This is a genomic window from Rhodococcus sp. IEGM 1305 (assembly GCF_030058635.1).
In the GTDB taxonomy this organism is placed as follows: domain Bacteria; phylum Actinomycetota; class Actinomycetes; order Mycobacteriales; family Mycobacteriaceae; genus Rhodococcus_F; species Rhodococcus_F opacus_D.
This window is the reverse complement of the sequence record NZ_JASHKX010000019.1, coordinates 94,557-120,472: the sequence shown is the minus strand read 5'-3', so window position 1 is coordinate 120,472 and position 25,916 is coordinate 94,557. Positions and strand designations below refer to the sequence as shown.

The following is a 25,916-nucleotide window of genomic DNA, read 5'->3' as shown; positions in this document are numbered from 1 at the left end:
GTCAGTGGAGCCGGTCGGCCAGCGACTCCAGCGCCTGCCGCAGGCGCGGCGGGGTGCCGGGGCTGAGCGACGACCACGCCACCCCGTGCGCGGAGACACTGGACGTGCCGACGATGCGTCCCGCCGACGTGTCGAAGACCGTGACGGGCCCACCCACGGGGTCGTACCGTCCGTCGCCGTAGACGATTCCGACGATCTCGGCGTAGGTGGTGCAGGCTGCCATCGCGTTGCCGAGGACGGTCGCGTCGACCGCGCTCACCCCGAGTGCGGTGAGGGCGGCGGCGAGCGACTTGCCGTCCCCGCCCTGATCGAAGGCTTCGCCGAGCTGGACCGTGGGTGCGTTGACGACGCCGACGTTCATCGGGTCGGCGGCCCCCAGCGCTCCGATGACGGGGGCGAAGATGTCGGCGCCCGCATCCTGGACGACATACGTGTCGCCGGCGCGCAGGGCCAGCACCGAGAGGGTTTCGCCCTGGGAGATGCACAGCCTCGAGATGCTGCCGTCGACGTACCAGCGCAGGGCGATCTCCCACAGCGGTCGGGCGAGAACCCGGAGGCGGTCGGCGAGTTCGGGGTGAACCCCGCCGCCCGGGAGCAGATCCCGGGCGGCGAGGGTGTCGACGGCGCCGCGGAACGCTGCGTCCCTAGCGTCGTACGTGTCGTACCGCGGGGTGGCGTCGAGCACCACCGGCAGCACGTCGAGTGCGAGCGTGTCGACGAGATAATCCATTTCGTCGAGGCTCAGGGTCACCGCCGGGAGGGTCGGTACGCCCGGCTGGGTGCCCAGATCGATCACCGTCCGGACTCCCGGTGGTCGGGGTTCGCACCGATGACCGACGGTATGACGGTGCGCCCGTCGGAGAAGTGCTCGAAGTTCTTCAGGTAGTCGGGGGTCTCCCGCTCGTCCTCGTCCTGTGAACCCGCCCCGGCCGCGCCGCGCCCGACCGTCATCGGTCCGCTACCGGTGGCGCCGCGCGCCGCCGCAGCCGGGTTCACTTCGGCGCGAACGTCTCCGATCACCCCGCCGGGTGCGGTTGCCGGTGCGCCGGGCCGCGCGCCCTGGCCGCCGTCCGTCTTACCCCAGCCTTCCGGCAGGGTCGCCCCGCCTACGGCGCCGGCGCCGATCGCACCGACCGAGGTGCGGGCTGCCGCAGCACTGGTCGAGGCAGAGCCGCCGCTGTACGCGCCACCGGACATCATCGGCGCACCGCCCACCATCGGGGTGACGCCGCCACCGGTGACCGCGGACAACGCCGCGCCACCGATGTTGCTCGCCGCCGACGTGGCGGTGGAGACCGTGGTGCCCGCGATGCTGCCGACCTGCGACGCGGCCGTGGTGACGGCCGGGTTCTGGCCGGCGGCCATCAGTGCGGCAGCCGCGGCACGGGTCGGATCGAATTCACCGTCGAACGGGATTTCGTCGAACGTCCCGACCTCCTTCGAATCGGCCTTCGTGACGATCCGAGGGGGCTGCCTGTACGTGCGTTTGAGCGCCAGGATGTTCGACGCGGCCTCGTAACCCTCCATCACGAGACCGGCGCGAATGTCCATCGCGCGGTCCGCGGCTTCCGCGGCCGCGGCGGTGCCGTTGAGCGCGCCACCCGTCGAATACGCGGTGGCCTTCGCGGTCTTCACGGCGACGATCTCGGGGATGCTGGGCATGATGAGCGCGGCAGTGGTGTAGGCGCCGGCTTCGAGCCCCGCTTTCGCTGCGGTGTCCGCGGCGAGTTCGGCGCATTCGGCCGTCCACACCGTGAACGGCGTGATCTTCGCGAGCGCCGCGACCGCCGAGACACCCTGCCAGCCGGCCGCGAGTTCGGCCATCACGCGGACCAGCGTGAGGTTGGCGTCGACGAAGCTCGTGGACAGCGCCGTCCACGCCGCGCTCGCCACGCTCAGCGGCACCGGGCCCGCGCCGGCGGCGAGGGTGGTCGAGTTGACGGTCGCCCCTCGGGGCAACCAGATGACACCTGTCAGTCCCATGGTCATGCGTGATCTCCTAGTGGTCTCGAGGCGCCGGCCGTCACATGCCCGCAGCGAGGGACGCGCCGAGCGCGAGGTCCTCGGCGACGTACAGCGCGGCCTGGGTGCGGAGCGTGTTCGCGGTCTCGCGCATCTCGAGAATGCCCTGGGCGACAGCGGGAGTGAACGTGTTGGCAACGGTGTTGAAGTAACCGGCCGCGTGCAGAGACACCTCTTCGCTCCCGGAGGGCAGCACGCGGATGGCCGCGGAGTTGAGAGCGACCGCGGTCTCGAGACGCGCGGCGAGCGCGTCGAGTTCCACGGCGGCGGCGACAAGAGCTTCAGGTGCGACGTGCAGAGCTGGCATGGCGTCGAACTCCTTCTTGACCTAGGCAGGCGGAAGGCAGTTGCCCCCCGGCAAACGAACTGCATGTGCAGCTGTCCCTACACACTTGGACGCTGCAACGCGCTCTTCGGTTCCCCCCGATCCCGAGAATTTCTTCTCGGGAAAACCGTTCATCCCCAGCCGAGCTCGTGCAAGCGATCTTCTTCTATCCCGAAGTAGTGCGCAACCTCGTGTATCACGGTGACGGCTACCTCGTGGACGACTTCCTCCTCCGAACTGCAGATTTCGAGGAGGGCGTCGCGATAGACGGTAATCGTATCGGGCAGCGATCCGCCGTAATGGCTGTCCCGTTCCGTCAGCGCGATCCCGTGGTAGAGGCCCAGAAGATACGGGTCCTCGTCGTTGCGGTCGTCGACGAGGACGACGACGTTGTCGATCGCGGCCGCGAGCCGGGGTGGGATCAGATCGAGTGCGTCGCCCACCAATTCCTCGAATCGGTCGGGCGTCATGCTCACCGCCACATCAGTTCCCGGGGACCGGAGCGGCGCCGGGAAGCGGCGTCGGTATCGACCTGCCCTCCGGGATCGGCGGCGGCGGCACGGGTGCCGCGCCGTTGATGAGGATCTCGCCCTTCGCCGAACCGGTGATGGTCGAGAAGCCGCCGGCGTCGGTCTCCTTGCCCACCGAGCAGTTCACCCGCCTGCTGCCCGCGAGCCAGCTGTCGAGTTCCAGGTTGTCCCAGAACAGCGTGAGCGTCTTGTTCCGCAACGCGTCGGCGGAACCGAGATACTCGTTGGCGGCCTGCGTGCACACACCCTCGAGGTACTTGTCCTGGTCTTCGACGGTCGGCATCGACGCGGGGAACTGGGTGGCCAGATCGACGACGGAGATCACTTCGAAGGCGTGGGGTTGCGCGCAGTCGACGGGATCGGTGGGCACGTTCTGGTTGATGCCGATGCAGGTGCCCGGATCCCAGATGTTGGATTGGTCCTGCTCGGCCACCTTGCCGGTGAACGGCAGCAACGTTCCTGCGGTGCTGGAGAATTGGAGACCGCACCGCAGTGTCCGCTCGCCCGCCGCCCAACCGGACTCGCTGGGGAACATGAGACCCACGCTGAACTTGCCGTACGGATCGAACTTCGCGCCGAGGTAGGTGTCGACGGCGGGCACACAGTGTTCGTCGCGCAACGCGGCGAACCGCAGCGCACCCGGGTAACGCGAACCCGGACCGAACTCGGCGCCGGGGTACACGCTGAGATCCAGCGGCGCCGCCACCTCGAACCGGTGTTCCTCCGAGCAGTCGACCTTCGCGACGTCCTTCCGGTCCTCCTGCGGATCGTTCGACGGCGTCCAGTCGAGGCAGTCGCCTGCCGCCGCCGAAGCGAACGCGTCACCCTCCACCGAACCCGTCGCCTGCGGTCCGGAACCGGTGGAGTGCGCGGGGAGATTCTCGCTGCGGTTGAAACCGCCGGCGATCGCGAACGTGGCGATCGCCGCCACCACGGCACCTGCCGCGACGGCCGCGAGCGCGCGACGCGTCGTGGTCGCGGACATGCTGCGGGGCGCCTTCTCCGGTTGCCCGGCATTCTTCGGCTGGGGTTCGGCGCCGTTCGACTGATCTGAGGACATCGATTTCCATAATGCCTGTTCCGATCGTGGAAGCAGAACAACTCCCGCAATCGGCTCGAACCTGGCGTAACTTCGACGACCATGAGTGACGATCCTCAGCAGTCCGCCGAGCCGGTGGATCCTGAACTGCAAGAGCTCGCCGGGCGCGTGTTCGACACGGCACGATCCGGTGACGCCGTGTCCTTGGCCACGTACCTCGACGCGGGTGTCCCGGTGAACCTGGCCAATCAGAACGGCGACACCCTGGTGATGCTGGCCGCCTACCACGGTCACGCCGTCGCCGTTCAGGTCCTGATCGACCGCGGCGCCGACGTCGACCGCCTCAACGACAAGGGACAGTCTCCGCTGGCAGGGGCGCTGTTCAAGGGTGAGGACGCCGTTGTGCGGACCCTCGTCGCCGGCGGTGCCGACGCCACGGCCGGCCACCCGACCGCCGTCGACGCCGCCCGCATGTTCGGCCGCGAGGACCTTCTGAGCCTGCTGGAACCGAAACCGGAGTGAGCCGCTCAGCGGCGCCCGGTAGGGTTTGAAGCCGTGATTGACCTGAAGTTCCTCCGCGAGAACCCCGACGCCGTCCGCGAGTCGCAGCGCACCCGTGGCGAAGATCCCGCCCTGGTCGACGCATTGCTCGAGGCCGACGCGTCCCGGCGCGCCGCCGTTCTCGCCGGCGACAACCTGCGTGCCGAGCAGAAGGCGTTCGGCAAGAAGGTCGGGCAGGCGTCCCCGGAGGAGCGTCCGGCGCTGCTCGAGGGCTCCAAGGAACTCGCGGCCAAGGTCAAGCAGGCCGAGGCCGAGCAGCACGAGGCGCAGGCCGCGCTCGACGCCGCGCACCGGGCGATCTCCAACGTCGTCCAGGAGGGCGCCCCCGCGGGAGGTGAGGACGACTTCGTCACCCTCGAGACGGTGGGCGACATTCCCGCGTTCGACTTCGAACCCAAGGACCACCTCGAGCTGGGTGAGTCGCTGGGGCTGATCGACATGGAGCGCGGCGCGAAGGTTTCCGGCGCCCGCTTCTACTTCCTCACCGGCTTCGGCGCGATGCTGCAGCTGGGAATGCTGCAGCTGGCCGCGCAGAAGGCGATGGCCAACGGCTTCCAGATGATGATCCCGCCGGTGCTGGTGCGGCCGGAGATCATGGCGGGAACCGGGTTCCTCGGCGCCCACGCGGACGAGATCTACCACCTCGCCGACGACGACCTGTACCTCGTCGGCACGTCCGAGGTCCCGCTGGCCGGGTACCACTCGGGCGAGATCCTCGACCTCGCCGACGGCCCCAAGCGGTACGCGGGCTGGTCGACCTGCTTCCGCCGCGAGGCCGGCAGCTACGGCAAGGACACCCGCGGCATCATCCGGGTCCACCAGTTCGACAAGGTGGAGATGTTCACCTACTGCAAGCCCGAGGACGCCGACGCGGAGCACCAGCGCCTGCTCGCGTGGGAGCGCGACATGCTCGCCGCGATCGACGTGCCGTACCGGGTGATCGACGTGGCCGGCGGCGACCTGGGGTCGTCGGCGGCCCGCAAATTCGACTGCGAGGCCTGGGTGCCCACGCAGCAGGCGTACCGCGAGCTCACCTCGACGTCCAACTGCACGACGTTCCAGGCGCGTCGTCTCGGTGTGCGGTACCGCGACGAGAACGGGAAGCCGCAGACGGCCGCGACCCTCAACGGCACCCTCGCCACCACCCGGTGGATCGTCGCCATCCTGGAGAACCACCAGCAGTCCGACGGCACCGTGCGGGTGCCCGAGGCGCTCGTGCCGTTCGTCGGGACGGATGTCCTGAAGCCATAACGCAGGCTCAGGATTTTTGGGAAGGCTACCCTTGCGCGAACGACGAAATGATGTAACCCTTACCTAATCGAGTTGGTAAGGAGCTCCACATGTTCGTGTGCATCTGCAAGGCAGTGACGGAAGACGAAGTGCACGAGCACTGCGCCGCCGGAGCTGACAGCGCGGATGCCATCGGTGAGCGTTGCGGCGCCGGATGGGGATGTGGGACCTGCGTCGATCGGTTGAAGGAGATTCTGGAGCGGTCGGCCGCGAACAGCGTGGCCGCGTGACGAAACCGCAGCACAACTGAATCCCGCGATTCTCTACATCGCGGGATATTGCCGGTGGTACGTTCGCCTCAACCGGGGCGAACGGAGAAGTCATGCGCGGCGACGACGAAGTAATTGCTCTTCTCAACGAACAGTTGACCAGTGAGCTGACTGCGATCAACCAGTATTTCCTGCACTCCAAGATGCAGGCCAATTGGGGCTTTACCAAACTGGCGGACAAGACTCGGGCGGAGTCCATCGAGGAGATGAATCACGCCGAGATCCTCACCGACCGGATCCTGTTTCTCGAGGCGCTTCCGAACTATCAGAAGCTGCTGCCGCTGCGTATCGGGCAGGACCTGCGCGAGCAGTTCCATTCCGACCTCTCCATCGAAGTCGAGGTCGTCGAGCGCCTGCGTCCGGGCATCCAGATGTGCCGCGACAAGGGCGATGCCACGTCGGCGAAACTGCTCGAGACGATCCTCGGGGAAGAAGAGGATCACATCGATTACCTGGAGACGCAGATCGAACTGATGGACAAGATGGGCGACCAGCTCTACATGGCCCAGCTCGTCGATCAGCCGCCGACCGTCGGATAGGCCGAAAACGGGGTGACACCCCCGGTGCGGAGTGCGAAACTGGGCGCGTGAGATATCCCGCCGCCCAGCCTTGACCCAGTTCGCAGCGTTCTCTCGCCGTCCGCGTGGTCGGCTACGTGTCCACGCGCGACCTCATCCCGCTCTACGGTCTGTACGACCTGCTGTTCGCCGACCACGGACTGAGTGTCGGTCAGATCTCGTCCCTGTTCGTCATCTGGTCGGTCGTGTCCTTCGTCGCGGAGGTGCCGTCCGGAGCGTGGGCCGACACCGTGTCTCGACGTGGCCTCCTGGTGTTCGCATCCGTGCTGTACACGGCCGGATTCACCGTATGGATCGTCGTGCCGTCGTACGCGGGATTCGCCGCCGGATTCGTGTTGTGGGGCATCAGCGGCGCCATCCAGTCGGGCACGTTCGAGGCGCTGCTGTACGACGAACTCGTGGCGCGCGGCGCTGCCGGTGACTTCGCGAGGTTGCTCGGCTACGCCAACTCCGGCGCCATGGTGTGCAACCTTCTCGCGACCCTGACGGCGGCGCCGCTCTACATCCTCGGCGGATATCCACTGGTCGGGTGGGTCAGCGTCGGCGCGACCGTGGTCCACGGCTGTTTCGCCCTGCTGCTGCCCGCGGCGCCGAAGGTCGAGGAGGCGGACGAGACTCTCGAAGCCGCGGACGAACGACGGGGACTCGGTGCCCGGTACGCCTCGATGCTGCGGGCCGGCCTCGGCGAGGTGACGCGCGAGGCGGTGGTCCGGCGCGGAGTGCTGCTGTCGGCAGTGCTGATCGCGTTCCTGGCGTTCGACGAGTACTTCGGGCTACTCGCGCGCGACGGTGGAACGGCGACGGCGTCCGTACCGCTGCTGGTCGCGATCACGGTGAGCGGTCAGGTCGTCGGCACAGCCCTCGCCGGACGCACGGCGTCGATACGTGCCGTGACGATGGGGCGGGCCGTCGCCCTCGCCGCGATCCTGCTCGGTGGGGGAGCGCTGCTCGGCGGTGTCCCCGGATTCCTCGCGCTCGGCGTCGGCTACGGCATCCTCGGCAACGCGATGATCGTGTCGGAAGCGCGCGTGCAGGACGCGATCACCGGTCCCGCACGCGCCACCGTCACATCGGTGGCCGGACTGTTCGGTGAGGTGGCCGCGGTGCTGATCTACGCGGGCGTCGCCGTCGGATCGCTGTGGCTGTCGGTCACGACGCTCGTCGCGGCACTCGCCGTTCCGGTGCTGCTGTCGGCGGTCCTGGTGCGTCGGTGGCTGCCGCCCGTCCGAGCCGACGCCCCCTCTGCCGGGTGAATGTACCCTTCGACGCCTCAGGTGCGCCGAAGGGTACGTTCGCCCGCCGGGGTCAGAGCTTCGTGGACCGCAGTTCGTGGCCCTTGGACGTCTTGCAGCGCCCCGATTCGAGGTCCCACTGCCAGCCGTGGAGGTTGCAGGTGAGGTTGGTGCCGTCGACGACGCCGAACTTCGACAGGTCGGCCTTCAGGTGCGGGCAGCGGCGCTGGATCTCGTACCCGCCGAGTTCGATCGACGCGGAGTCGTCGTGGGCCTCGGCGAACCAGCCGTCGGCGTACGCGATGCGTTCGTCGGTGAGGCACTTGAAGAACGTGTAGAGGAACTCGTTGTATCCGCCGACGCGCCACGCCTCGAAGCGGGTGGACAGGAAGATCGTGTTCACCCAGTCGGGCTCGTCGTCGCGCAGCACCGTCCGCACCAGCTCGGGGGCGATCCGGAAGCCGTAGCGGTACTTGCCGTCCTTCTCGCCGCGGGGGCGGACGGTGCGCTGCGGGAAGTCGAGGACGACGGTCTCGTCGCCCATCACGAGGCCGACGGGGTAGCCGATGCCGTCGCAGATCAGGTCGGACTGCTTCATGATCGGCTCGAACTTCGCCTTGAGCGCCTCCAGCAGCGGCTCACCCTCGGCGGGGGCCCACGTGGCCTTCTCGGCGGCGAGGACCGGCGCCATGCGCTTCGCCATGTCCTCGATGTACGCGGCCTTGTCGGAGAAGATCTTGTCGACCTCGGCGTCCGGAATCGGGTGCGTGAGCGTCAGCTCGCCGCCCTTCAGGTCCGCGGTGGACCCCGGGATCATCAGGATGCCGCCGTCGTTGCCGTGGATCCGCATCTGCTCGAGGAACGTGATCTGGTCGGGGAAGATGTTGCCCTCGTCGCCCCGGTCGTCGTTCAGGTAGCGCAGGGCGTCGTCGAGGAACACCGGCGGTCCGGCGGACGGCACCACCCACGTGGCCGCGACCTGCTCGATGTAGCTGCGGCAGCGGTCCATGCCGCGCTGACGCTTCTGCTTGCCGAAGTTGGCCTTCGTCTTGGTGGGGATGTCGTAGACCATCGGGTACCAGATGGCGCCCGAGTACTGCAGCAGGTGGATGTCGATCTTGCCGAACTCGTCGTGCAGGACGTCCATGTCGACGGGGCGTGCGTCGTTCATGTTGAAACACGTGGTCTCGCCGTCGGACACCACGAGACCCGAGTCGCCGATCGGACCGTCCGCGGGGGCGCGCAGCGCGATGATCATGATGTCGAGGTCACCCTTGGGGCCGGTGACCTTGTGTTTGACCGAGTCCTCGGTCTCGAAGAAGTTGTGGAAGCCCAGCGCCTCGAGTTCACGCTTGAGGTCCGGCACCGGGTAGTCGGGGAGCAGCACCGTCGCGTCCTTGTTGACGTGCTTGCTCAGGTTCTCCGGGTCGAAGTGGTCCTTGTGCAGGTGCGACACGTACAGGTAGTCGCAGTTGCCCAGGGTGTCCCAGTCGAGCTGGGTGTTGTCCGGGAACGGGAACCAGGACCCGAAGTACGCGGGGTTCACCCAGGGGTCGCACAGGATCGAGCCTGCCTCGGTCTGGATGTGGAATCCGGCGTGTCCGACGCTGGTGACCTGCACTGGTATGCCTCCTGGGAGCTGAGCGACTGTTCCAGAGTAGGCGTTCCCCCCAGGTGAGTGGCAATGCGCGCTCCAGCACACCGTGCCACTCACGTGCGGTCAGGTCACTTCGCCCAGGCAGTAGCCGTCGGGGCCGATGGACAGCGTGACCTGCCGGGTGTTCGTCACCCCCGACACGTCGGTGACCGGAACGGACACTTCCAGGTAGTCGCCGCGGACCGGCGTGGCGGTCATCGCGTCGGCGGCGAACGCCGTGGTCCCGGCGAGGACGTCGGGGTCGAGCTGGAGTGGCGGCCGGCCTCCGTTGCCGGTGCCGGACGGGTCCCAGGGGCTGAAGCCGGGGCAGATCAGCGGGTAGGCGGTCTCGGTGTCTGCCCTGTTCACCGGCGCGCCCGACTCCCGCGACAGGAATCGGGCGACGGCGTACTCGGCGTCGGCGGGGGTGTAGAAGTCGACGGTCCCGGCGGGGTGGACGTGTGGGCAGGCGTAGCCGGAGGCGATCTCGCTGCGTTTGACGGACACCGTGGTGCCGCCGCCGGTCCACGACACCGCGAACTGTCCGTCGACGCCGGGTTGCGCGAGCGCCCCGAGGATCGCGGACGTGTCGGCGTACTGGTCGGCGGCCTGGGCGGGCGGCAGCGTCCAGCATTTCGCGGGGACGGTCCGGGGCCGGGTGACAAGGTCGGTGGCCCAGGCGCGGACCGCGTCGACCGCTGCGGGGTTGCCGGGCACCTCGCCGACGATCACCTGCGGCACCGGGGCAGGCGGCGTGGCGGTCGTGGGCTCGGCGGCGGATGTGGGCGCGGACACGGTGTCGGCCGGGGGCTCGTCCGTCGGGATGCCGGACTGCGAATCGCACGCCACCCCCGCGCCGAGGATCACCGCGACGACCGGCGCGATGAGCGCCCTCCTGCCCCTGCCAGCCATCTCCAGCGCGCCCTTTCTCTCGACTCCCCACCGAACGTCCGTCCCCGACGGCGGGCCAGATCGCGGATACCCGGCTACGCTAGCCGATTGTGGAACCCGTCTACCGAACCGTCATCGGCATCGCCCGCACCGTATTCGCCCTCGAGGGGCTGAAGTTCACGGTCGAGGGCGATCAGCACATTCCGTCGACGGGTGGGGCGGTGATCGCGATCAATCACACCGGCTACATGGACTTCACCTACGCCGGACTTCCGGCCCGCAGGGTGAAGCGGTACGTCCGCTTCATGGCGAAGAAGGAAGTGTTCGACAACAAGATCTCGGGCCCGATTATGCGCGCGCTCAAGCACATTCCGGTCGACCGGGCCGCCGGCGCGGATTCGTACAAGGCGGCCGTCGACTTCCTGCGCCGCGGCGAACTGGTGGGTGTGTACCCGGAGGCCACCATCAGCCGGAGCTTCGAGATCAAGGAATTCAAGTCGGGTGCCGCGCGCATGGCGATCGAGGCGAATGTCCCGATCATCCCGGTGGTCATCTGGGGGGCGCAGCGGGTGTGGACCAAGGGGTTCCCGAAGCGGCTGGGCCGCACGAACACTCCCATCTCGATCGCCGTCGGTGAGCCGATCCAGCCGTTCGAACCCGCGGCCGAGCTGACCGCGAAGCTGCATGCCACGATGACGACGATGCTCGCCGACCTCCAGCAGGGCTACGACCACCCGGCGGGCGAGTACTGGGTGCCCGCGCGCCTCGGTGGCAGCGCGCCGACGCTCGACGAAGCGAACAAGATGGACGCCGCCGACGCCGAGGCGAAGGCGCAGTCCCGTCGGGCCCGGGAGACCGGTAGCTAGAGGGTGGCGGTGGAGCCGGTCTACGCGGCTGTCGAGTCGACGGCCAAGGCGTTGTCCCTGTTCCAGGGATTGAGGATGACGCGAGTCGGCCTGGACAACATTCCCACCGAGGGTGGTGCGGTGCTCGCGGTCAATCACACCGGCTACCTGGACTTCGTCCAGCTGGCACTGGCGGTCGGTGCGGTGGACCGCAGACTGCGGCTGATGGCCAAGGCCGAACTCGCGAACAACACGGTGATGGCGTTCCTGATGCGCGGGTGCGGGGTCATCCCGGTCGACCGGACCGCAGGCGCGGGCGCGTACCTCGCTGCGGTGGACCGGCTGCGCGAGGGCGAATTGGTGGGTGTGTACCCGGAGGCGACCATCAGCCGGAGCTTCGAGATCAAGGAACTGAAGTCGGGTGCGGCGCGCATGGCGATCGACGCCCGGGTGCCGCTCGTGCCCGTCATCGTGTGGGGCGCTCATCGGATCGCCACCAAAGGGCAGCCGAGACAACTTGGGCGGCATCGGTTCCCGGTGACCGTCGAGGTCGGCAGGCCGATCGAGCCGCGAGAACCGGCGGAGGCCCTCACCGCGACCCTGCACACGGAGATGGACGCGATCCTGCGCCGGGTTCAGGGCGGATTCGACCATCCGGCGGGCGCGTACTGGGTGCCCCGGCGACTCGGCGGTAGCGCGCCGACCATCGAGGAGGCCACCGAGATGGACCGCCGCGAAGCCGAGGAACGGCGGACCCGGTAATGGCCGCCCGGCGGCGCCGCGGACTCGGCAGGCAGAATGGCTGGGTGAGCCCAGACCGACCGAGCCTTGTAGCGTCCGATGTCGACGGCACCCTGATCGGGGAGGACGAGCGCATCAGCGCCCGCACCCGCGACGCCGTCGCGTCGGTGGTCGCGTCGGGAACGCCGTTCGTGCTGGCCACCGGCCGGCCCCCGCGCTGGATCCATCCCGTGGTCGAGGGCCTCGGCTACGCGCCGCTCGCCGTCTGCGCGAACGGTGCCGTCATCTACGACAGCGACAGCGACCGCGTGCTCAGCGCCGCGACCCTCGACGTCGACACCCTCACCTGGCTGTCGGAGATCGCGCTCCGTGTGCTGCCGGGCGCCGGGCTCGCGGCCGAGCGTGTCGGGGTCAGCGCCCACGACGCCGCGACACCGCAGTTCGTGAGCTCACCCGGCTACCAGCACGCCTGGCTCAACCCCGACAACACCGAGATGTCCGAGAACGAGGTCGTCGCGGCCCCCGCGGTGAAGTTGCTGATCCGGGTGCCGGAAATGTCCAGTCAGGCGATGGTCGACGCGCTGGCGCCGCACATCGGTCGCCGGGCGGATGTCACGTTCTCCACCGACAACGGGCTGATCGAACTGTCGGCGTCGGGGATCACGAAGGCGTCGGGTCTCGCGCTGGTGGCGGAACGGCTCGGCGTGACGGCGTCGCACATCGTGGCCTTCGGTGACATGCCCAACGACATTCCGATGCTGAACCTCGCGGGCCGGGGTGTCGCCGTCGAGAACGCGCACCCCGACGCCAAGGCCGCCGCCGACGAGGTGACGGCCACCAACTGGGACGACGGGGTCGCGAAAGTACTCGAGCGCTGGTGGTCCTGAGACCACCAGCGCCCGAGAGGGTGAAACCCGATCAGCCGGCCGGAACCGGTGCCGGCTCGACGGGAGCGGGTGCGGGAGCCGGTTCGGGAGCCGGAGCCGGAGCCGGAGCGGGCTCTGCCGGAGCCGGCGGAACCTGCGCCGGGTCCGCGGGCGGTGCGACGGGGGCCGCGGCATCGACCCGGGCACCGTTCTTGTAGGCCTCCGCATACGTGTCGTTGTACGTCTTCAGCACCTTGGTGACGATGCCGGTGATCTCGTTGAAGATCAGCGAACCGTTCTCGAAGTCGGTGCGCAGACCGCCCGGGATCGGGTACTCGTCACTGGTCGGCAGACCCAGTTCGCCGTTGTCGGCTCCGAGATTCTGCCACGTCTTGAAGATCTGGCCGAGGACCGCCCACACACCGCCGTTGGGCGAGGTGAAGATGGCGCCGTTGGCGAACTGTGCGCCCGAGTTCCCAGCCTTGGCCTGCAGCAGTCCGGTGATGGCCTGGCCGAGCCGGCCGGTGTCGCCGCCTTCCGCCACCCACTTCTGGGCGACCGGCGACGGGTCGGTGAGCCGCAGCAGTTCGTTGACCAGGGCGGGGATCCCGGAACCGAGGCTGGAGCTGGCGTCCGTGCCGGGACCGCCGGACGGCGCCGGAGCCTCACCCGAGGGTGCGTCCGCGGCCAGCGAGGCGTTGCCGCCGCCGAGGCTGGCCGCCGCGATCTGCCGGATCTCGTCCATGTGTGAGTACGCCGCGTCTCCCGGGCAGGACGTGTTGCCGACGTCGCGGTGCGCGAAGATCACCGGAAGATCGACAGCCTCACCCTCCGCGTAGGGAGTGAATTCGGTGCCCTCGGAGTACATCGTCGTCTCACCGAGTGGGTCGAGTCCGGCCTTGCCGAGCTTCCAGCCGAGGAACTTGCCGACAGCGTCGAGGGTGGCCTGCGGCGGATCCTCGGACGAGAAGTCGCCCATCATCGCGACTCCGGTGGTGTTCTCGTTGAACCCGCCGGCGTGCGCGCCCTGGACCGGACGGTCGAGACCGCCTGCGCGGCCCTCGAAGATCTGGCCGTACTTGTCGACCAGTGCGTTGTATCCGATGTCGCACCAGCCCAGCGTCTGCGCGTGGTAGGCGTAGATCGCGCGGACGATCTCGGCCGATTCGGCCTTCGAGTAGTCGTTGGCTCCTGCGGTGTGGTGCACGGTGGCACCGCCGATGAAGTCGTCGTAGTCGGGGTCCTGGCACCGGATGGACTCGTCGGCACCCCACTGCTGGCGGCTGATGACCTTGGGACCGCCGCTGTCGAGCGGGCTCGCGATGTCGCCGAGCGTCGCGTCGCCGGGGCCGCTGCCCGGTTCGATGAGGACGGCCGTGACGTCGTCGGCGCCAGCGCGTGCCGGCTGCTGCCGCAACGGCGTGTTGACGGCGGCTGGGGTGTAACCGAGCGGTGCGGCACCTCCGGCGGCGGGAGCCGTTGCGGGAGCAGGGGCTTCGGGTGCCGGTGCGGGAGCGGGAACTGCAGCGGGTGCACCGGCCGGTGCGGGCGTCGAGGTGGGGGTCAGGATCTGGATCGCCTTCGTCAGCCCGACATAGACGGGTTCGGTGGCGACCTTGCCGTCCGACGCCGTCTTGTCCGTGCGTCGCGTGTCGATCATGTCGGGGGAGACCCACTGTCCCCACGTTCCGTCGGCCTGCAGCGCGCGGACCTTCGACTCCGCGGACGCGAGGGTCTCGGAGGTGAGCGCCACCATGCTGAACGGGGTGTCGCGGGACAGTTCCTTGACGATCGCGCCGGGCTGCTGATCGGCCGGGGGCAGGATCGCGGGGTCGGAGACGTCGGCCGGCGCGGGGAGCTTCAACGGGATCTGCAGGTTCGGGATCTGGATTCCGCCGGGGAGCTGCACATTGCTGGGGATGTGGAGGTACGGCGGGATCTTCAGGTTCCGCAGGTCGCCGATGTTGACGTCGGGCAGGTTCAGCCCGGTCAGTTCCTTCAGCGGGATCACGATGTCGGGGATCTGCGACAGCACGACCTGCGCGATCTCGGTGGACACTGCGGAGTTGGAGGTTTCGTTCGTGGATTTGACGTCGGAGGGTGCGCTACTGATGCCGTAGACCGCAACGGGACTTGCGACAGCCAGAGCGGCGACAGCCCCGAGGACAATCGAGGGCTTCGGTCGACGGTGCGGCAAGGGGGACTCTCCTCAGTTGTAGTTTCCTGCGAGCGACCTCGCGTGTCTGCAACTCGTGATGCTCGTGTGACTGAAGAGACTGTTGTTGCTAACTCCAACCACTCTTGCCACACTAGTCACACAGGTCCATAACGCTCAACCTTACATTGAGACTTTATCCCGAATTTCTCGGACCCGCTGAGACGAGGTGCACGCCCCGTCTCAGCGCTCGTTGTTCAGCGATGAGGAGTGCAGTGATGGCGAAGACCGAATTCGGGGTTCGTGCAGGTAGGCCTGCCTGGACCCGCAGGAGGCGGTACATCGCGGGCCCTCCCGCCCCGCGCGGATTCCGGGCCAAGCTTCTGCGCGCGTCGGCGCTCGGCATCGCACCCGTCCTCGTCATCGGCGCCGTCACCGGCGTCGTCGTGCACCTGCGCTCCCCCGGCCAGGACGTCCGGGAAACCGTCGCCTCCGACACGCCGTTCACGCTCTCCGGCCACGGCAACGGCCACGGCCGCGGAATGGGCCAGTGGGGTGCCTACGGATACGCGAAGGATCAGGGGTGGGCGGCCGAGCGCATCCTCGGCCACTACTACGGCGGCACCACGCTCGGCACCCTCGCCGACGCACAGATCAGCGTCCGGCTGCAGGCGCGTGACGATCAGCCGCTCGACGTCTACTCGGACGCCGGCGCCGTCGTCGCCGGCAAACCCGTCGGTCCGGGGGAGGCCGTCCACCTCACGCCGACCGCCGACGGCGGCGCCAACGTCGTGGTCACCCGCGGATGTGCCGGCGAGGTCCTGTGGCAGGACGCCACCGACCACCCGTGGGTGGACCCGGTCGACCTGGCCCCGGACCGTCCCGCGAACGAGCACTTGAAGCTGTGCGCCGGTGACACCCCCTATCGCGGCGCCCTCGGGGTCGCACTCGACGGCGCCGCCGTGCGCACCGTCAACGTCCTCGACATGGACGACTACCTCCTCGGTGTCGTGCCCGCCGAGGCGAAGGCCGGCTGGGCCGACACCGGTGGGGCCGAGGCACTTCGGGCGCAGGCCGTCGCGGCCCGCTCCTACGCCGCTGCCGAGAACCGGGAAGAGTGGGCGAAGACCTGCGACACCCAGAGCTGCCAGGTGTACGGGGGTTCGGCGAAGGAAGACCCGCGGACCACCGACGCCGTCCGTTCCACCAAGGGCATGATCCTGACGAAGGACAACAAGCCCGTCGCCGCCGAATTCTCCTCGTCCACAGGCGGATACACCGCGGGCGGCGAGTTCCCGGCCGTCGAGGACCAGGGCGACACCGTGTCGCCGAACCACGACTGGACGGTGACCCTCACCGCGGGCGACATCGCATCCGCGTTCAACGTCGGAGACCTCGAATCGTTCGAGGTGGTCACCCGCAACAACTTCGGGGTCGACGGCGGACGCGTCACCGGTGTGAAGGTGGTCGGATCGTCGGGCACCGCCGAGGCGACGGGCGCCGAGGCGCGGTCGAAGCTGAAGCTCAAGTCCGACTGGTTCACGGTCGGTGACGGGCTCGGCGTCCCCGCGCCGCCGGTCGCCCCCGAACCCGAGTCCACCCTCGCGTCCGCGGGCGAGGACGAGGACACCGTCGGCACCACCGAGGGTTCGCCGATCGCCGAGAAGTACAAGGAACTCGGCGGCGTCAACAGCACGCTGGGAGCGCCGATCGGTCCCGAGTTGATGCTGCCGTCGGAGGCGGGCAAGTTCCGGATGTACACCAACGGAACCATCATCTGGACCAAGAAGCTGGGCGCACAGGTGATCGACGCCAGCGTGCTGCGCGAGTGGTTACCGACGGGCGGCAGTTAGGCCGGGCAGCGAGGACCGGTTCCCTCGAGCACCGCGAGCATCCCGTCGACGGACTCGCCCCAGCCGAAGTCCTCGGCCCGCCGGCGGGCCGACGCCCGGCGCGTGTGCGAGGGGATCGCGAGAATGCCGCTGACCGCTTCGGCGAACGCAGGACCGCGGTCCCGGGCCAGGGCGCCGCAGCCGGGTGTGATGATCTCGGCGAGCGCCGACGACTGTGACGCGACCACCGGGGTGCCCGCCGCCAGCGACTCGAGCGCCGACAGGCAGAACGTCTCGTGCGGTCCGGGTGCCAGCGACACGTCCGCCGACGCGAACAGCGACGCCAGGCGGCCCTTGTCGCTGATGAACCCGGTGAAGTGCACGGGGAGCCCCCGGGCCCGGTACTGCAGCGCCTCGCGCCGCGGGCCGTCCCCGGCGATGACCAGCCGGGCGTCGTGACCCTGCCGGCGCAACAGCCGGACGGCGTCGATGCTCCGTTCCACCTGCTTTTCCACCGACAGCCGGCCGCAGTGCAGAAGGAAGCGTTGCGCCGGGTCGGCGAACGAGTCGCGCATCACCTGGTCGTGTTTGCCGGGGTGGAACATCGTCAGGTCCACACCGAGCGGGACCCGGTGCAGGTTGGGGGCCCCGATGCGGGTGAACTCCTCGCTCGCGAAGTCCGTCGTGCAGACCACGGCGTCATAGTTGCGTGCCATCCGGCGGTTCGCGACATCGGCCCAGCCGCGGGCCACGCGGCGCGGAGCGACTTGGCCGAGCAGCCGGTCGAGGCGTTCGTGTGACACGACCACACTGCGCACCCCGCGGGCGCGGGCCCAGCCCCCGAAACCGCGCAGTGTGAGCCGGTCGGACACCTCCAGGACGTCGGGCCGCAGACCGCTGACCACGTCGGCCACCCGCCGCGGATTGACCACGCGATAACCCCCGGTCGCGGGGATGGTGGGAGCCGACCGGGTGATCCGCAGGACCCCGCTCGGCAGCAGCTCCTCGCAGTCGCGCTGACCTGGGACGACGAGGATCACCTCGTGTCCGCGTTCGACGTAGCCCTGACCCCAGTTGTGGAGGGCGGTGCGGAGCCCACCGGACCGCGGTCCGTAGAAGTTCGCCAGCTGGACGATGCGCACCCGCTCATCAAGCGCGATCGCCGCGTCGGCGGGAACAACGAGGTCTGCAGAACCGGTGAATACAGGGAGAACTCCTCGTGCGTGCCGAGGGGGTGCTTGCCCCCCTTGGCCGCGCACGGGCGGCGGAGTCGCTTACCCTGGTTCATCGTGACCGCTGCAACCCCAGAGACAACCGCCCCTGGCCGGTACGACCTCATCGTCGTCGGCTCCGGATTTTTCGGACTGACCGTCGCCGAGCGTGCAGCAACACAGCTGGGTAAGCGTGTGCTGGTGCTCGACCGACGTCATCACCTGGGCGGAAACGCCTATTCGGAGGCCGAGCCCGAGACCGGCATCGAGATCCACAAGTACGGTGCGCACCTGTTCCACACCTCGAACAAGAGGGTGTGGGACTACGTCACCCAGTTCACCGAATTCACGAACTACCAGCACCGCGTGTTCGCGCTCCACAAGGGGCAGGCGTACCAGTTCCCGATGGGGCTGGGCCTGGTGTCGCAGTTCTTCGGGCGCTACTTCACCCCGGACGAGGCGCGGAAGCTGATCGCCGAGCAGTCCAGCGAGATCGACTCCGCATCTGCGTCCAACTTGGAGGAGAAGGCGATCTCCCTGATCGGGCGGCCGCTGTACGAGGCGTTCGTGCGCGACTACACCGCCAAGCAGTGGCAGACGGACCCCAAGAACCTGCCCGCGGGCAACATCACCCGCCTGCCGGTGCGGTACACGTTCGACAACCGCTACTTCAACGACACGTACGAGGGCCTGCCCGTCGACGGCTACACCGCGTGGCTCGAGAACATGGCGAAGGACCCGAAGATCGAGGTCCGGCTCGAGACCGACTGGTTCGACGTCCGCGACGACCTGCGCGCCGAGAGCCCCGACGCCCCCGTCGTCTACACCGGCCCCCTCGACCGCTACTTCGACTACTCCGAGGGCGAGCTGGGCTGGCGCACCCTCGACTTCGAGACCGAGGTGCTGGAGACCGGTGACTTCCAGGGAACCCCGGTCATGAACTACAACGACGCCGACGTGCCCTTCACCCGGATCCACGAGTTCCGCCACTTCCACCCGGAGCGGGACTACCCGAAGGACAAGACGGTCATCATGCGGGAGTTCTCGCGGTTCGCGGAGAGCAAGGACGAGCCGTACTACCCGATCAACACTCCCGACGACCGCGCGATGCTCGCCGCCTACCGCGACCGCGCGAAGGAGGAGATGGCGTCGAACAAGGTTCTGTTCGGTGGCCGTCTCGGCACCTACCAGTACCTGGACATGCACATGGCGATCGCCAGCGCGCTGTCGATGTTCGACAACTCCCTGCGACCGCACTTCGAATCCGGTGCGGCCCTCGTGGGGGATGCCGAATGAGCGCCCGACATCTGCTCGAGTCCGAGAAGGTCACCGACGACGCCCCGTTACTCGGCAAGTCGCTGCTGCAACGGGTGATCCTGCCGCGCGCCGGTGAGCCGCTCGACGTCCGCACCCTCTACCTGGAGGAGGCGAAGACCAACAGCCGCCGCGCGCATTCGCTGTCGCGCACCTCGCTGTCGGTCGGCGCCGAGGCGGAGGCGTCGTTCTGCACCTACTTCAACGCGTTCCCGGCCAGCTACTGGCGCCGGTGGAGCACCCTGAACTCGGTGGTGCTGCGTCTCGAGCTGTCGGGGCACTGCCGCATCGACGTGTACCGCTCGAAGGCCGACTCGTCGCGCATCCACGTCGAGGGCCGCGAGTTCCAGGACGGTGACGCCGCGCTGGAGTTCGAGATCGAACTCGCCCCGTTCGAGGACGGCGGCTGGATCTGGTTCGACATCACCACCGACACCGAGGTCGTGCTGGAGAGCGCCGGCTGGTACGCACCGGTCGATGCCCCCGGTGAGGCCACCGTCGCCGTCGGCATCCCCACGTTCAACCGGCCCACCGACTGCGTCAAGGCACTGACGGCGCTGGCGTCCGACGAACTCGTCATGGACGTGGTCAAGGCGGTCATCATCCCGGACCAGGGCACCCGCAAGGTCAAGGACGAGCCCGGCTTCACGGAGGCCGCCGAAGCGCTCGGCGACCGGCTGGCCATCCACGACCAGGCGAACCTCGGCGGGTCCGGCGGCTACAGCCGGATCATGTACGAGGCGCTGAAGACCACCGACTGCCAGCACATCCTGTTCATGGACGACGACATCGAGATCGAGCCCGACTCGATCCTGCGCGCGCTGGCGATGTCGCGGTTCGCGAAGACGCCGATGCTCGTCGGCGGGCAGATGCTGAACCTCCAGGAGCGCAGTCACCTGCATTCGATGGGCGAGGTCGTCGACCGGTCCATCTTCATGTGGACTGCCGCCCCGAACGTCGAGTACGACCACGACTTCTCCCGCTACCCGCTCAGCGACCGCGAGAACTCGCGTCTGCTGCACCGCCGGATCGACGTCGACTACAACGGCTGGTGGATGTGCATGATCCCGCGGCAGGCCGCCGAGGAACTCGGTCAGCCGCTGCCGCTGTTCATCAAATGGGACGACGCCGAATACGGCCTGCGTGCCCGTGATGCCGGCTACCCGACCGTCACCATGCCCGGCGCCGCGATCTGGCACATGGCGTGGAGTGACAAGGACGACGCCATCGACTGGCAGGCGTACTTCCACCTGCGGAACCGGCTCGTCGTCGCGTCCCTGCACATGCCGGGCAACGGCCGCGGCCTGGTGATCAACACCGTCAAGGCCACGATCAAGCACCTGCTGTGCCTCGAATACTCGACAGTCGCGATCCAGAACCAGGCCATCGCCGACTTCCTGCAGGGCCCCGAGCACATCTTCGAACTGCTCCCCACCGCGCTCGGCAACGTCCACGCGATGCGCAAGGAGTACCCGGACGCGGTGGTCCTGCCGTCGTCGACGAGCCTGCCGCTGCCTTCCGGTGAGGAAGTCGGCGCGGTCGGCCTGCCCACGAACCCGCTCGCGAAGATCGTGCGCCTCGGCAAGGGTCTGATCCACAACGTCAAGCCCGCGCACGAGCAGCACCACGAGCGCCCCCAGCTCAACGTGCCCACCATCGACGCGCGGTGGTTCCTGCTGTCCCAGGTGGACGGCGTCACCGTCACCACCGCGGACGGGCGGGGAGTCGTCTACCGCAAGCGCAACCCCAAGCTGGCGCTCGCGCTGCTGAAGGAAGCGATCCGGCTGCGCCGCGAACTGGCCCAGCGCTTCCCCGAACTCAAGCGCGAGTACCAGGACGCCGTTCCTGCCCTGACCAGCAAGGAGAGGTGGGAACGTGTCTTCGGCATCAAGTGAGGTCCAGATCCTGCAGGCCGTCCAATCGACGATCGCGAGCCGTCCCGGCGTCGTCTCGACGGCACGGGGTATGTCCCATTTCGGTGAGCACGCCCTCGGGTGGGTGGCCGTCGCCGGCATCGGCGCGGCACTCGACAAGCCTCGTCGCCGGCAGTGGGCGGGAGTCGCGGTGGGTGCCGTCGGCGCCCACGCCGCGTCGATCGTGATCAAACGCATTGTCCGCCGCCCCCGGCCGAACGACCCGTCGATCCAGGTCAACGTGTCGACGCCCAGCAAATTGAGCTTCCCGTCGTCGCACGCGACGTCCACGACAGCGGCTGCCGTGCTGCTCGGCCGCCTCACCGGGCTACCCTTGCCTGCGTTGTTGGTACCGCCGATGCTGCTCTCCCGGCTCGTTCTGGGAGTGCACTACCCGACCGATGTGCTCGCCGGATCTGCCCTGGGGGCCGCCTCTGCGGTCGCGGTGCTGAAGGCCGAGCAGAAGTTTGGAGAGAAATGAGCGAGGAACCGGCCGTCGTCACCGGACCCCCGACATCCCTGGCGGCAGGCATCGTCAAGGCCGTTCGCCCGCGTCAGTGGGTCAAGAACGTCCTCGTCCTCGCAGCTCCCGTCGCCGCGGGCACGGCGACGGAATCCGACGTCCTGCTTCCCGTCGCACTCGCCTTCGTGGTGTTCTGCATGGCAGCGTCCGGCATCTACCTCGTCAACGACGCGATGGACGTCGAGGCCGACCGCGCGCACCCCACCAAGCGATTCCGTCCCATCGCGGCCGGTGTGCTGCCCGTCAACCTGGCGTTCGGCATGGCGGTCGTGCTGCTCGGTGCGTCGATCGCCCTGTCGTTCCTCGCCAACTGGCAGCTGGCGGTGGTGATGGCCGTCTACATCGGCATCCAGCTGGCCTACTGCTTCGGTCTCAAACACCAGGCCGTCCTCGACATCTGCATCGTCTCGTCCGGGTTCCTGCTGCGCGCCATCGCCGGTGGTGTGGCCGCCGAGATCGCACTGTCGCAGTGGTTCCTGCTGGTCATGGCTTTCGGTTCGCTGTTCATGGCGGCCGGTAAGCGGTACGCCGAACTGCAGCTCGCCGAACGCACCGGCGCGAAGATCCGCAAATCCCTCGAGAACTACACCACGACGTACCTGCGTTTCGTCTGGACGCTCAGCGCCACCGCGGTCGTGCTCTGCTACGGGCTGTGGGCGTTCCAGCAGGACGACCTGAAGGCCACCAACTGGTACGCCATCTCCATGGTGCCGTTCACCATCGCGATCCTGCGTTACGCCGTGGACGTCGACGGCGGTGAGGCGGGGGAGCCCGAGGAGATTGCGCTGGGCGACCGCGTGCTCCAACTCCTCGCGATTGCCTGGATCGGAGTGGTGGGTGTCGCTGTCTACCTCGTCTGACTTGGTAGGAGGCGCCGAGGACTCGGACGCCGCCGCGGAGCGGACCACCGAACGCCACCGGAAGGCCATCCTCTCGAGGGTGGTCTTCCTCGGGGGTGTGGCCGTCTCGGCTCTCCTGATGTTCTGGGGTGCCTGGGAACGGCGATGGATTGCCGACGACGGCCTGATCGTGCTGCGCACGGTCCGCAACCTCCTCGCAGGCAACGGTCCGGTCTTCAACTCGGGCGAGCGTGTCGAGGCCAACACCAGCACCGCGTGGACGTACATCGTCTACGCGTTCGGCTGGCTCTCCCAGGCCCGGCTCGAATACGTCGTCCTGACGATCGCGCTGATCCTGTCCACGGCGGCGATCGTGCTCGCCATGTTCGGCACCGCGCGCCTGTACCGCGGTGGGTCCTTCGCCGGCGGCGGCACGCTGTTCCTGATGCCCGCCGGTGTGCTCGTCTACATCGCGGTGCCCCCGGCCCGCGATTTCGCGACGTCGGGTCTCGAAAGCTGCCTCGTCATCTTCTGGATCGCGCTGCTCTGGCTGCTGCTGGTCCGATGGAGTCAGGCGACCACCCCGTCCACCACCTCGGTGCTCGTGCTCTCGTTCGTCGCGGGCATGGGGCCCCTCGTGCGCCCCGAGTTGGCGATCCTGGGTGTGCTGTCGCTGGCCATGGTCTTCCTCGCGCCCGGTCTCACGTGGGTGGTGCGCGTGGCGATGGTGTTCGTCGCCGGCATCGTTCCGGTGGGCTACCAGATCTGGCGCATGGGTTACTACGCCCTCCCGTACCCGAACACCGCGGTGTCGAAGGACGCCGGCGGCGCCAAGTGGGCGCAGGGTTTCGCCTACCTCTGGAATCTGCTGGGCCCGTACCTGCTGTGGCTGCCGTTGGTCTTCCTTTTCGCCGGCGCCGTGATCGCCTGGCGGGGCCGGGACAAGTCCATCGAAGATGGTGTTCGTCACACCGAGGGGAATCGGCTGACGCGTCTGCGCGGATGGCTGCGGACTCAGAATGCCGTCGTCGTCTTCATTCTCGCGAGCGGGCTGATCCTCGGTCTGTACTCGTTGCGCGTCGGCGGCGACTTCATGCACGGCCGCGTTCTTCTCCCCGTTCTGTTCTGTTTCATCGTTCCCGTCGCCGTAATTCCGGTGCGAATTCCGGACCGGGCCGCGTGGGGGCGTAATAGGGAATCGTCGATTTTCCTCGCAATGGCTTCCCTGTGGGTCGGCACCGTTGTGTGGGCATTCTTCGCGTCGAACACGACGGGAATGCCGGAGGGCGTCGTTATCGGACGGTCCGGAATTGTCGACGAACGCGCCTTCTACGTTCTCAACACCGGTCATGCGCACCCGATTCGCGCGGACGATTATCTGGACTACCCGCGGATGCGCGCCATGGTCCAGACCATCTCGGACACCCCCGACGGTGGCCTGCTCATCCCGTCCGCCGATTACACGTACTGGTTCGTCGTTCCTCCGCCCCTTCCGATCCCGGACGGCGGCGCAGGCCACACCGTGTACTTCCTGAACCTGGGCATGACGAGCATGAACGTCGGACTCGACGTGCGGGTGCTGGACCAGATGGGTCTCGCCTACCCGCTCGCGGCGCACACCGAGCGGTTGGACGACGGCCGTATCGGGCACGACAAGGCCCTCTACCCCGACTGGGTCGTGGTGGACACGGGAATGATCGACAAGCACCCGTGGATGCCCGGATTCCTCGACGAGGAATGGGTGACCGAGGCGCGGGTCGCGCTCACGTGCCCCGAGACGCAGGACCTGCTGACGTCGTACCGGTCGGAACTGACGTGGCCGCGATTCAAGCAGAATTTCAAGGATGCGCTGCATTTCGCGAGTTATCGATTCGAGCGAGTGCCCGCATATGAAATTCAGCGGTGCAATCTCGAGCCGCCGTTCCCGGAACCGGCCAAATAGGGCGAACCGGGCGGGGCGGGTGTCACCGGGGCGTCCCGGGTAGATCTCGATGTCGGAACATCAGATCTCGTTTGTGTAACGCGGGAACTGTCGGCGACGATGTACGTCGATGATGAGTCATCGTGACGGTGGTCTGGAAGTTCCTCGAAAAGCGCTCCGTGAGCGTTTGTCAGGGAAGTTCGTGTGACATACAGTCCACCGAGCGCAGTGTGACTTGGAAGAGGTCCGCTGCCGACCCGGCTTCAACGCCCGGGCCGGCAGGTCGCCTGTTCCCCGACGGAATCCGCCGGAGCCGCCCAGTGGCGGAGTCCGCAGACGAAGAGAGTGAGCAGTATTCATGCGTTTTGCCAGACCGAGGTTGTCTCAGCGCCTCAAGCAGCGTGCGATGGCCATCGGAGCCGTCGCACTGGTACTGCCTATGGGCGCAGGAATCGCTGGTGGAGCCGTCGCCGCAGCAGCACCGACGCACGCGGGTCCCGCCAAGACCGCGCCGGCCGGTGGCTACGAGGAACTGTGGGTTCCCTCTTCCATGGGACCGATCAAGGTCCAGGTCCAGTGGGCAGCCCGCGGCGGTAGCGCCGCCCTGTACCTGCTCGACGGACTGCGCGCCCGCAACGACCGCAACGCGTGGAGTTTCGAGACCAACGCGTTCGACCAGTACCGCAACGACAACGTGACCCTGGTCATGCCCGTCGGTGGCGAGTCCAGCTTCTACTCCGACTGGTACTCGGCGAGCAACTTCAACGGTCAGCCCGTCACGTACAAGTGGGAGACGTTCCTGACGCAGGAACTGCCCGACTTCCTGGCCAACTACGGCGTCTCGCGCACGAACAACGCCGTCCTCGGCCTGTCGATGGGTGGTAGTGCTGCCCTGACCCTCGCCGCGTACCACCGCGACCAGTTCAAGTTCGCCGGTTCACTGTCCGGTTACCTGAACATCTCGGCTCCCGGCATGCGTGAGGCGATCCGCGTCGCAATGCTCGACGCCGGCCGCTTCAACGTCGACGCGATGTGGGGCCCGCCGTGGAACCCGGCGTGGCTGCGCAACGACCCGTTCGTGTTCGCGCCGCGTCTGAACGGCCTGTCGATGTTCATCTCGGCTGCCAGCGGTCTGCCCGGTGAGTTCGACCACCCGCGCGCTCCGATCGACTACTACAACACCGCCAACGGCATGGGCCTCGAGGCTCTCGCCCTGGCCAACACCCGCGCATTCCAGGTGCGTCTGGCCACCCTCGGTGTCCCGGCCACCTTCGACTTCCCCGCCAACGGCACGCACTCGTGGCCGTACTGGGGTTCGGAGCTGTTCAAGGCGCGCGGCCAGATCCTGGACACACTGGGCGCCTGGTGATCTGACGCCACCCT

24 protein-coding genes are annotated in these 25,916 nt (G+C 68.0%); 15 read left to right on the top strand and 9 right to left on the bottom strand.

Annotated elements, in window-relative coordinates; all coding sequences use genetic code 11:
• Position 1 precedes the first annotated feature (1 nt).
• From QM693_RS23915 to QM693_RS23895, 5 genes are all read right to left on the bottom strand, one after another.
• A complete protein-coding gene (locus QM693_RS23915) occupies positions 2–796 on the bottom strand; it encodes an ESX secretion-associated protein EspG (protein WP_283353606.1) in 795 nt (264 codons plus the stop codon).
• A complete protein-coding gene (locus QM693_RS23910) occupies positions 793–1,989 on the bottom strand; it encodes a PPE family protein (RefSeq protein WP_283353605.1) in 1,197 nt (398 codons plus the stop codon). The genes QM693_RS23915 and QM693_RS23910 overlap by 4 nt, the downstream gene beginning before the upstream one ends.
• A gap of 34 nt (positions 1,990–2,023) precedes the next feature.
• Positions 2,024–2,329 (bottom strand): PE family protein, encoded by a 306-nt coding sequence (locus QM693_RS23905; protein WP_144284647.1) that lies wholly within the window; start codon positions 2,327–2,329, stop codon positions 2,024–2,026.
• 149 nt (positions 2,330–2,478) lie between these two features.
• Positions 2,479–2,829 carry a metallopeptidase family protein gene (locus QM693_RS23900; protein ID WP_005248861.1) on the bottom strand — a complete coding sequence of 117 codons (351 nt, stop codon included), beginning with the start codon at positions 2,827–2,829 and terminating at the stop codon, positions 2,479–2,481.
• A gap of 1 nt (position 2,830) precedes the next feature.
• Positions 2,831–3,937, bottom strand: a complete 1,107-nt coding sequence (locus QM693_RS23895) for a septum formation family protein (protein ID WP_283353604.1) — start codon at positions 3,935–3,937, stop codon at positions 2,831–2,833.
• Positions 3,938–4,018: 81 nt separating this feature from the next.
• Here QM693_RS23895 and QM693_RS23890 point away from each other — a divergent pair, with 81 nt between their 5' ends.
• The 5 genes from QM693_RS23890 (at position 4,019) to QM693_RS23870 (ending at position 7,867) form a co-directional block, all read left to right on the top strand.
• On the top strand, positions 4,019–4,438 hold the full coding sequence (locus tag QM693_RS23890) for an ankyrin repeat domain-containing protein (protein ID WP_280781891.1): 420 nt from the start codon (positions 4,019–4,021) through the stop codon (positions 4,436–4,438).
• Positions 4,439–4,471: 33 nt separating this feature from the next.
• Positions 4,472–5,728, top strand: coding sequence for a serine--tRNA ligase (gene serS, locus QM693_RS23885; protein ID WP_105414036.1), 1,257 nt, complete (start codon positions 4,472–4,474; stop codon positions 5,726–5,728).
• Between the two features lie 89 nt (positions 5,729–5,817).
• A complete protein-coding gene (locus QM693_RS23880) occupies positions 5,818–5,997 on the top strand; it encodes a (2Fe-2S)-binding protein (protein WP_009477119.1) in 180 nt (59 codons plus the stop codon).
• Positions 5,998–6,089: 92 nt separating this feature from the next.
• Positions 6,090–6,575, top strand: a complete 486-nt coding sequence (gene bfr, locus QM693_RS23875; RefSeq protein ID WP_280781890.1) for a bacterioferritin — start codon at positions 6,090–6,092, stop codon at positions 6,573–6,575.
• 104 nt (positions 6,576–6,679) lie between these two features.
• Complete coding sequence (locus QM693_RS23870) at positions 6,680–7,867, top strand: MFS transporter (RefSeq protein ID WP_283353603.1); 1,188 nt, start codon at positions 6,680–6,682, stop codon at positions 7,865–7,867.
• Between the two features lie 52 nt (positions 7,868–7,919).
• On the opposite strand, the gene QM693_RS23865 is transcribed toward QM693_RS23870, so the two are convergent.
• Together QM693_RS23865 and QM693_RS23860 are read right to left on the bottom strand one after the other, a co-directional pair.
• Complete coding sequence (locus tag QM693_RS23865; protein ID WP_283353602.1) at positions 7,920–9,467, bottom strand: Rieske 2Fe-2S domain-containing protein; 1,548 nt, start codon at positions 9,465–9,467, stop codon at positions 7,920–7,922.
• A 99-nt stretch (positions 9,468–9,566) separates the two neighbouring features.
• Positions 9,567–10,394 (bottom strand): hypothetical protein, encoded by an 828-nt coding sequence (locus QM693_RS23860; protein WP_283353601.1) that lies wholly within the window; start codon positions 10,392–10,394, stop codon positions 9,567–9,569.
• An 89-nt stretch (positions 10,395–10,483) separates the two neighbouring features.
• On the opposite strand from QM693_RS23860, the gene QM693_RS23855 reads away from it, so the two are divergent.
• From QM693_RS23855 to QM693_RS23845, 3 genes are read left to right on the top strand one after another with little or no spacing between them, the layout of a single operon-like run.
• Positions 10,484–11,239 carry a lysophospholipid acyltransferase family protein gene (locus QM693_RS23855; RefSeq protein ID WP_007298314.1) on the top strand — a complete coding sequence of 252 codons (756 nt, stop codon included), beginning with the start codon at positions 10,484–10,486 and terminating at the stop codon, positions 11,237–11,239.
• 9 nt (positions 11,240–11,248) lie between these two features.
• Positions 11,249–11,980 (top strand): lysophospholipid acyltransferase family protein, encoded by a 732-nt coding sequence (locus QM693_RS23850; RefSeq protein WP_283332634.1) that lies wholly within the window; start codon positions 11,249–11,251, stop codon positions 11,978–11,980.
• Between the two features lie 44 nt (positions 11,981–12,024).
• Positions 12,025–12,846 carry a Cof-type HAD-IIB family hydrolase gene (locus QM693_RS23845; RefSeq protein WP_005248850.1) on the top strand — a complete coding sequence of 274 codons (822 nt, stop codon included), beginning with the start codon at positions 12,025–12,027 and terminating at the stop codon, positions 12,844–12,846.
• A 31-nt stretch (positions 12,847–12,877) separates the two neighbouring features.
• Here QM693_RS23845 and QM693_RS23840 read toward each other — a convergent pair whose 3' ends face one another.
• On the bottom strand, positions 12,878–15,022 hold the full coding sequence (locus tag QM693_RS23840) for an N-acetylmuramoyl-L-alanine amidase (protein WP_283332635.1): 2,145 nt from the start codon (positions 15,020–15,022) through the stop codon (positions 12,878–12,880).
• Positions 15,023–15,258: 236 nt separating this feature from the next.
• On the opposite strand from QM693_RS23840, the gene QM693_RS23835 reads away from it, so the two are divergent.
• Complete coding sequence (locus QM693_RS23835; RefSeq protein WP_283332636.1) at positions 15,259–16,833, top strand: SpoIID/LytB domain-containing protein; 1,575 nt, start codon at positions 15,259–15,261, stop codon at positions 16,831–16,833.
• Here the strand turns inward: QM693_RS23835 and QM693_RS23830 are convergent.
• Entirely contained in the window at positions 16,830–17,954 is a 1,125-nt protein-coding gene (locus QM693_RS23830; RefSeq protein WP_283332637.1) for a glycosyltransferase, read from the bottom strand. The genes QM693_RS23835 and QM693_RS23830 overlap by 4 nt on opposite strands.
• Before the next feature lie 147 nt (positions 17,955–18,101).
• Between QM693_RS23830 and glf the strand changes: the two genes are divergently transcribed.
• From glf to QM693_RS23800, 6 genes are all read left to right on the top strand, one after another.
• On the top strand, positions 18,102–19,319 hold the full coding sequence (glf, locus tag QM693_RS23825) for a UDP-galactopyranose mutase (RefSeq protein WP_005248845.1): 1,218 nt from the start codon (positions 18,102–18,104) through the stop codon (positions 19,317–19,319).
• Positions 19,316–21,232 (top strand): glycosyltransferase, encoded by a 1,917-nt coding sequence (locus QM693_RS23820; protein ID WP_280781879.1) that lies wholly within the window; start codon positions 19,316–19,318, stop codon positions 21,230–21,232. Before glf ends, QM693_RS23820 begins: the two co-directional genes overlap by 4 nt.
• Complete coding sequence (locus QM693_RS23815) at positions 21,213–21,731, top strand: phosphatase PAP2 family protein (protein ID WP_009477133.1); 519 nt, start codon at positions 21,213–21,215, stop codon at positions 21,729–21,731. The genes QM693_RS23820 and QM693_RS23815 overlap by 20 nt, the downstream gene beginning before the upstream one ends.
• The gene (locus QM693_RS23810) at positions 21,728–22,633 is read left to right on the top strand and encodes a decaprenyl-phosphate phosphoribosyltransferase (protein ID WP_280781878.1); all 906 of its coding nucleotides are present in this window, start codon (positions 21,728–21,730) and stop codon (positions 22,631–22,633) included. The genes QM693_RS23815 and QM693_RS23810 overlap by 4 nt, the downstream gene beginning before the upstream one ends.
• Position 22,634: 1 nt before the next feature.
• Positions 22,635–24,554, top strand: a complete 1,920-nt coding sequence (locus QM693_RS23805; protein ID WP_283353611.1) for an arabinofuranosyltransferase AftB family protein — start codon at positions 22,635–22,637, stop codon at positions 24,552–24,554.
• Positions 24,555–24,891: 337 nt separating this feature from the next.
• Positions 24,892–25,902: an alpha/beta hydrolase gene (locus tag QM693_RS23800; RefSeq protein WP_283332640.1), complete on the top strand. Its 1,011-nt coding sequence runs from the start codon at positions 24,892–24,894 to the stop codon at positions 25,900–25,902.
• Positions 25,903–25,916 lie beyond the last annotated feature (14 nt).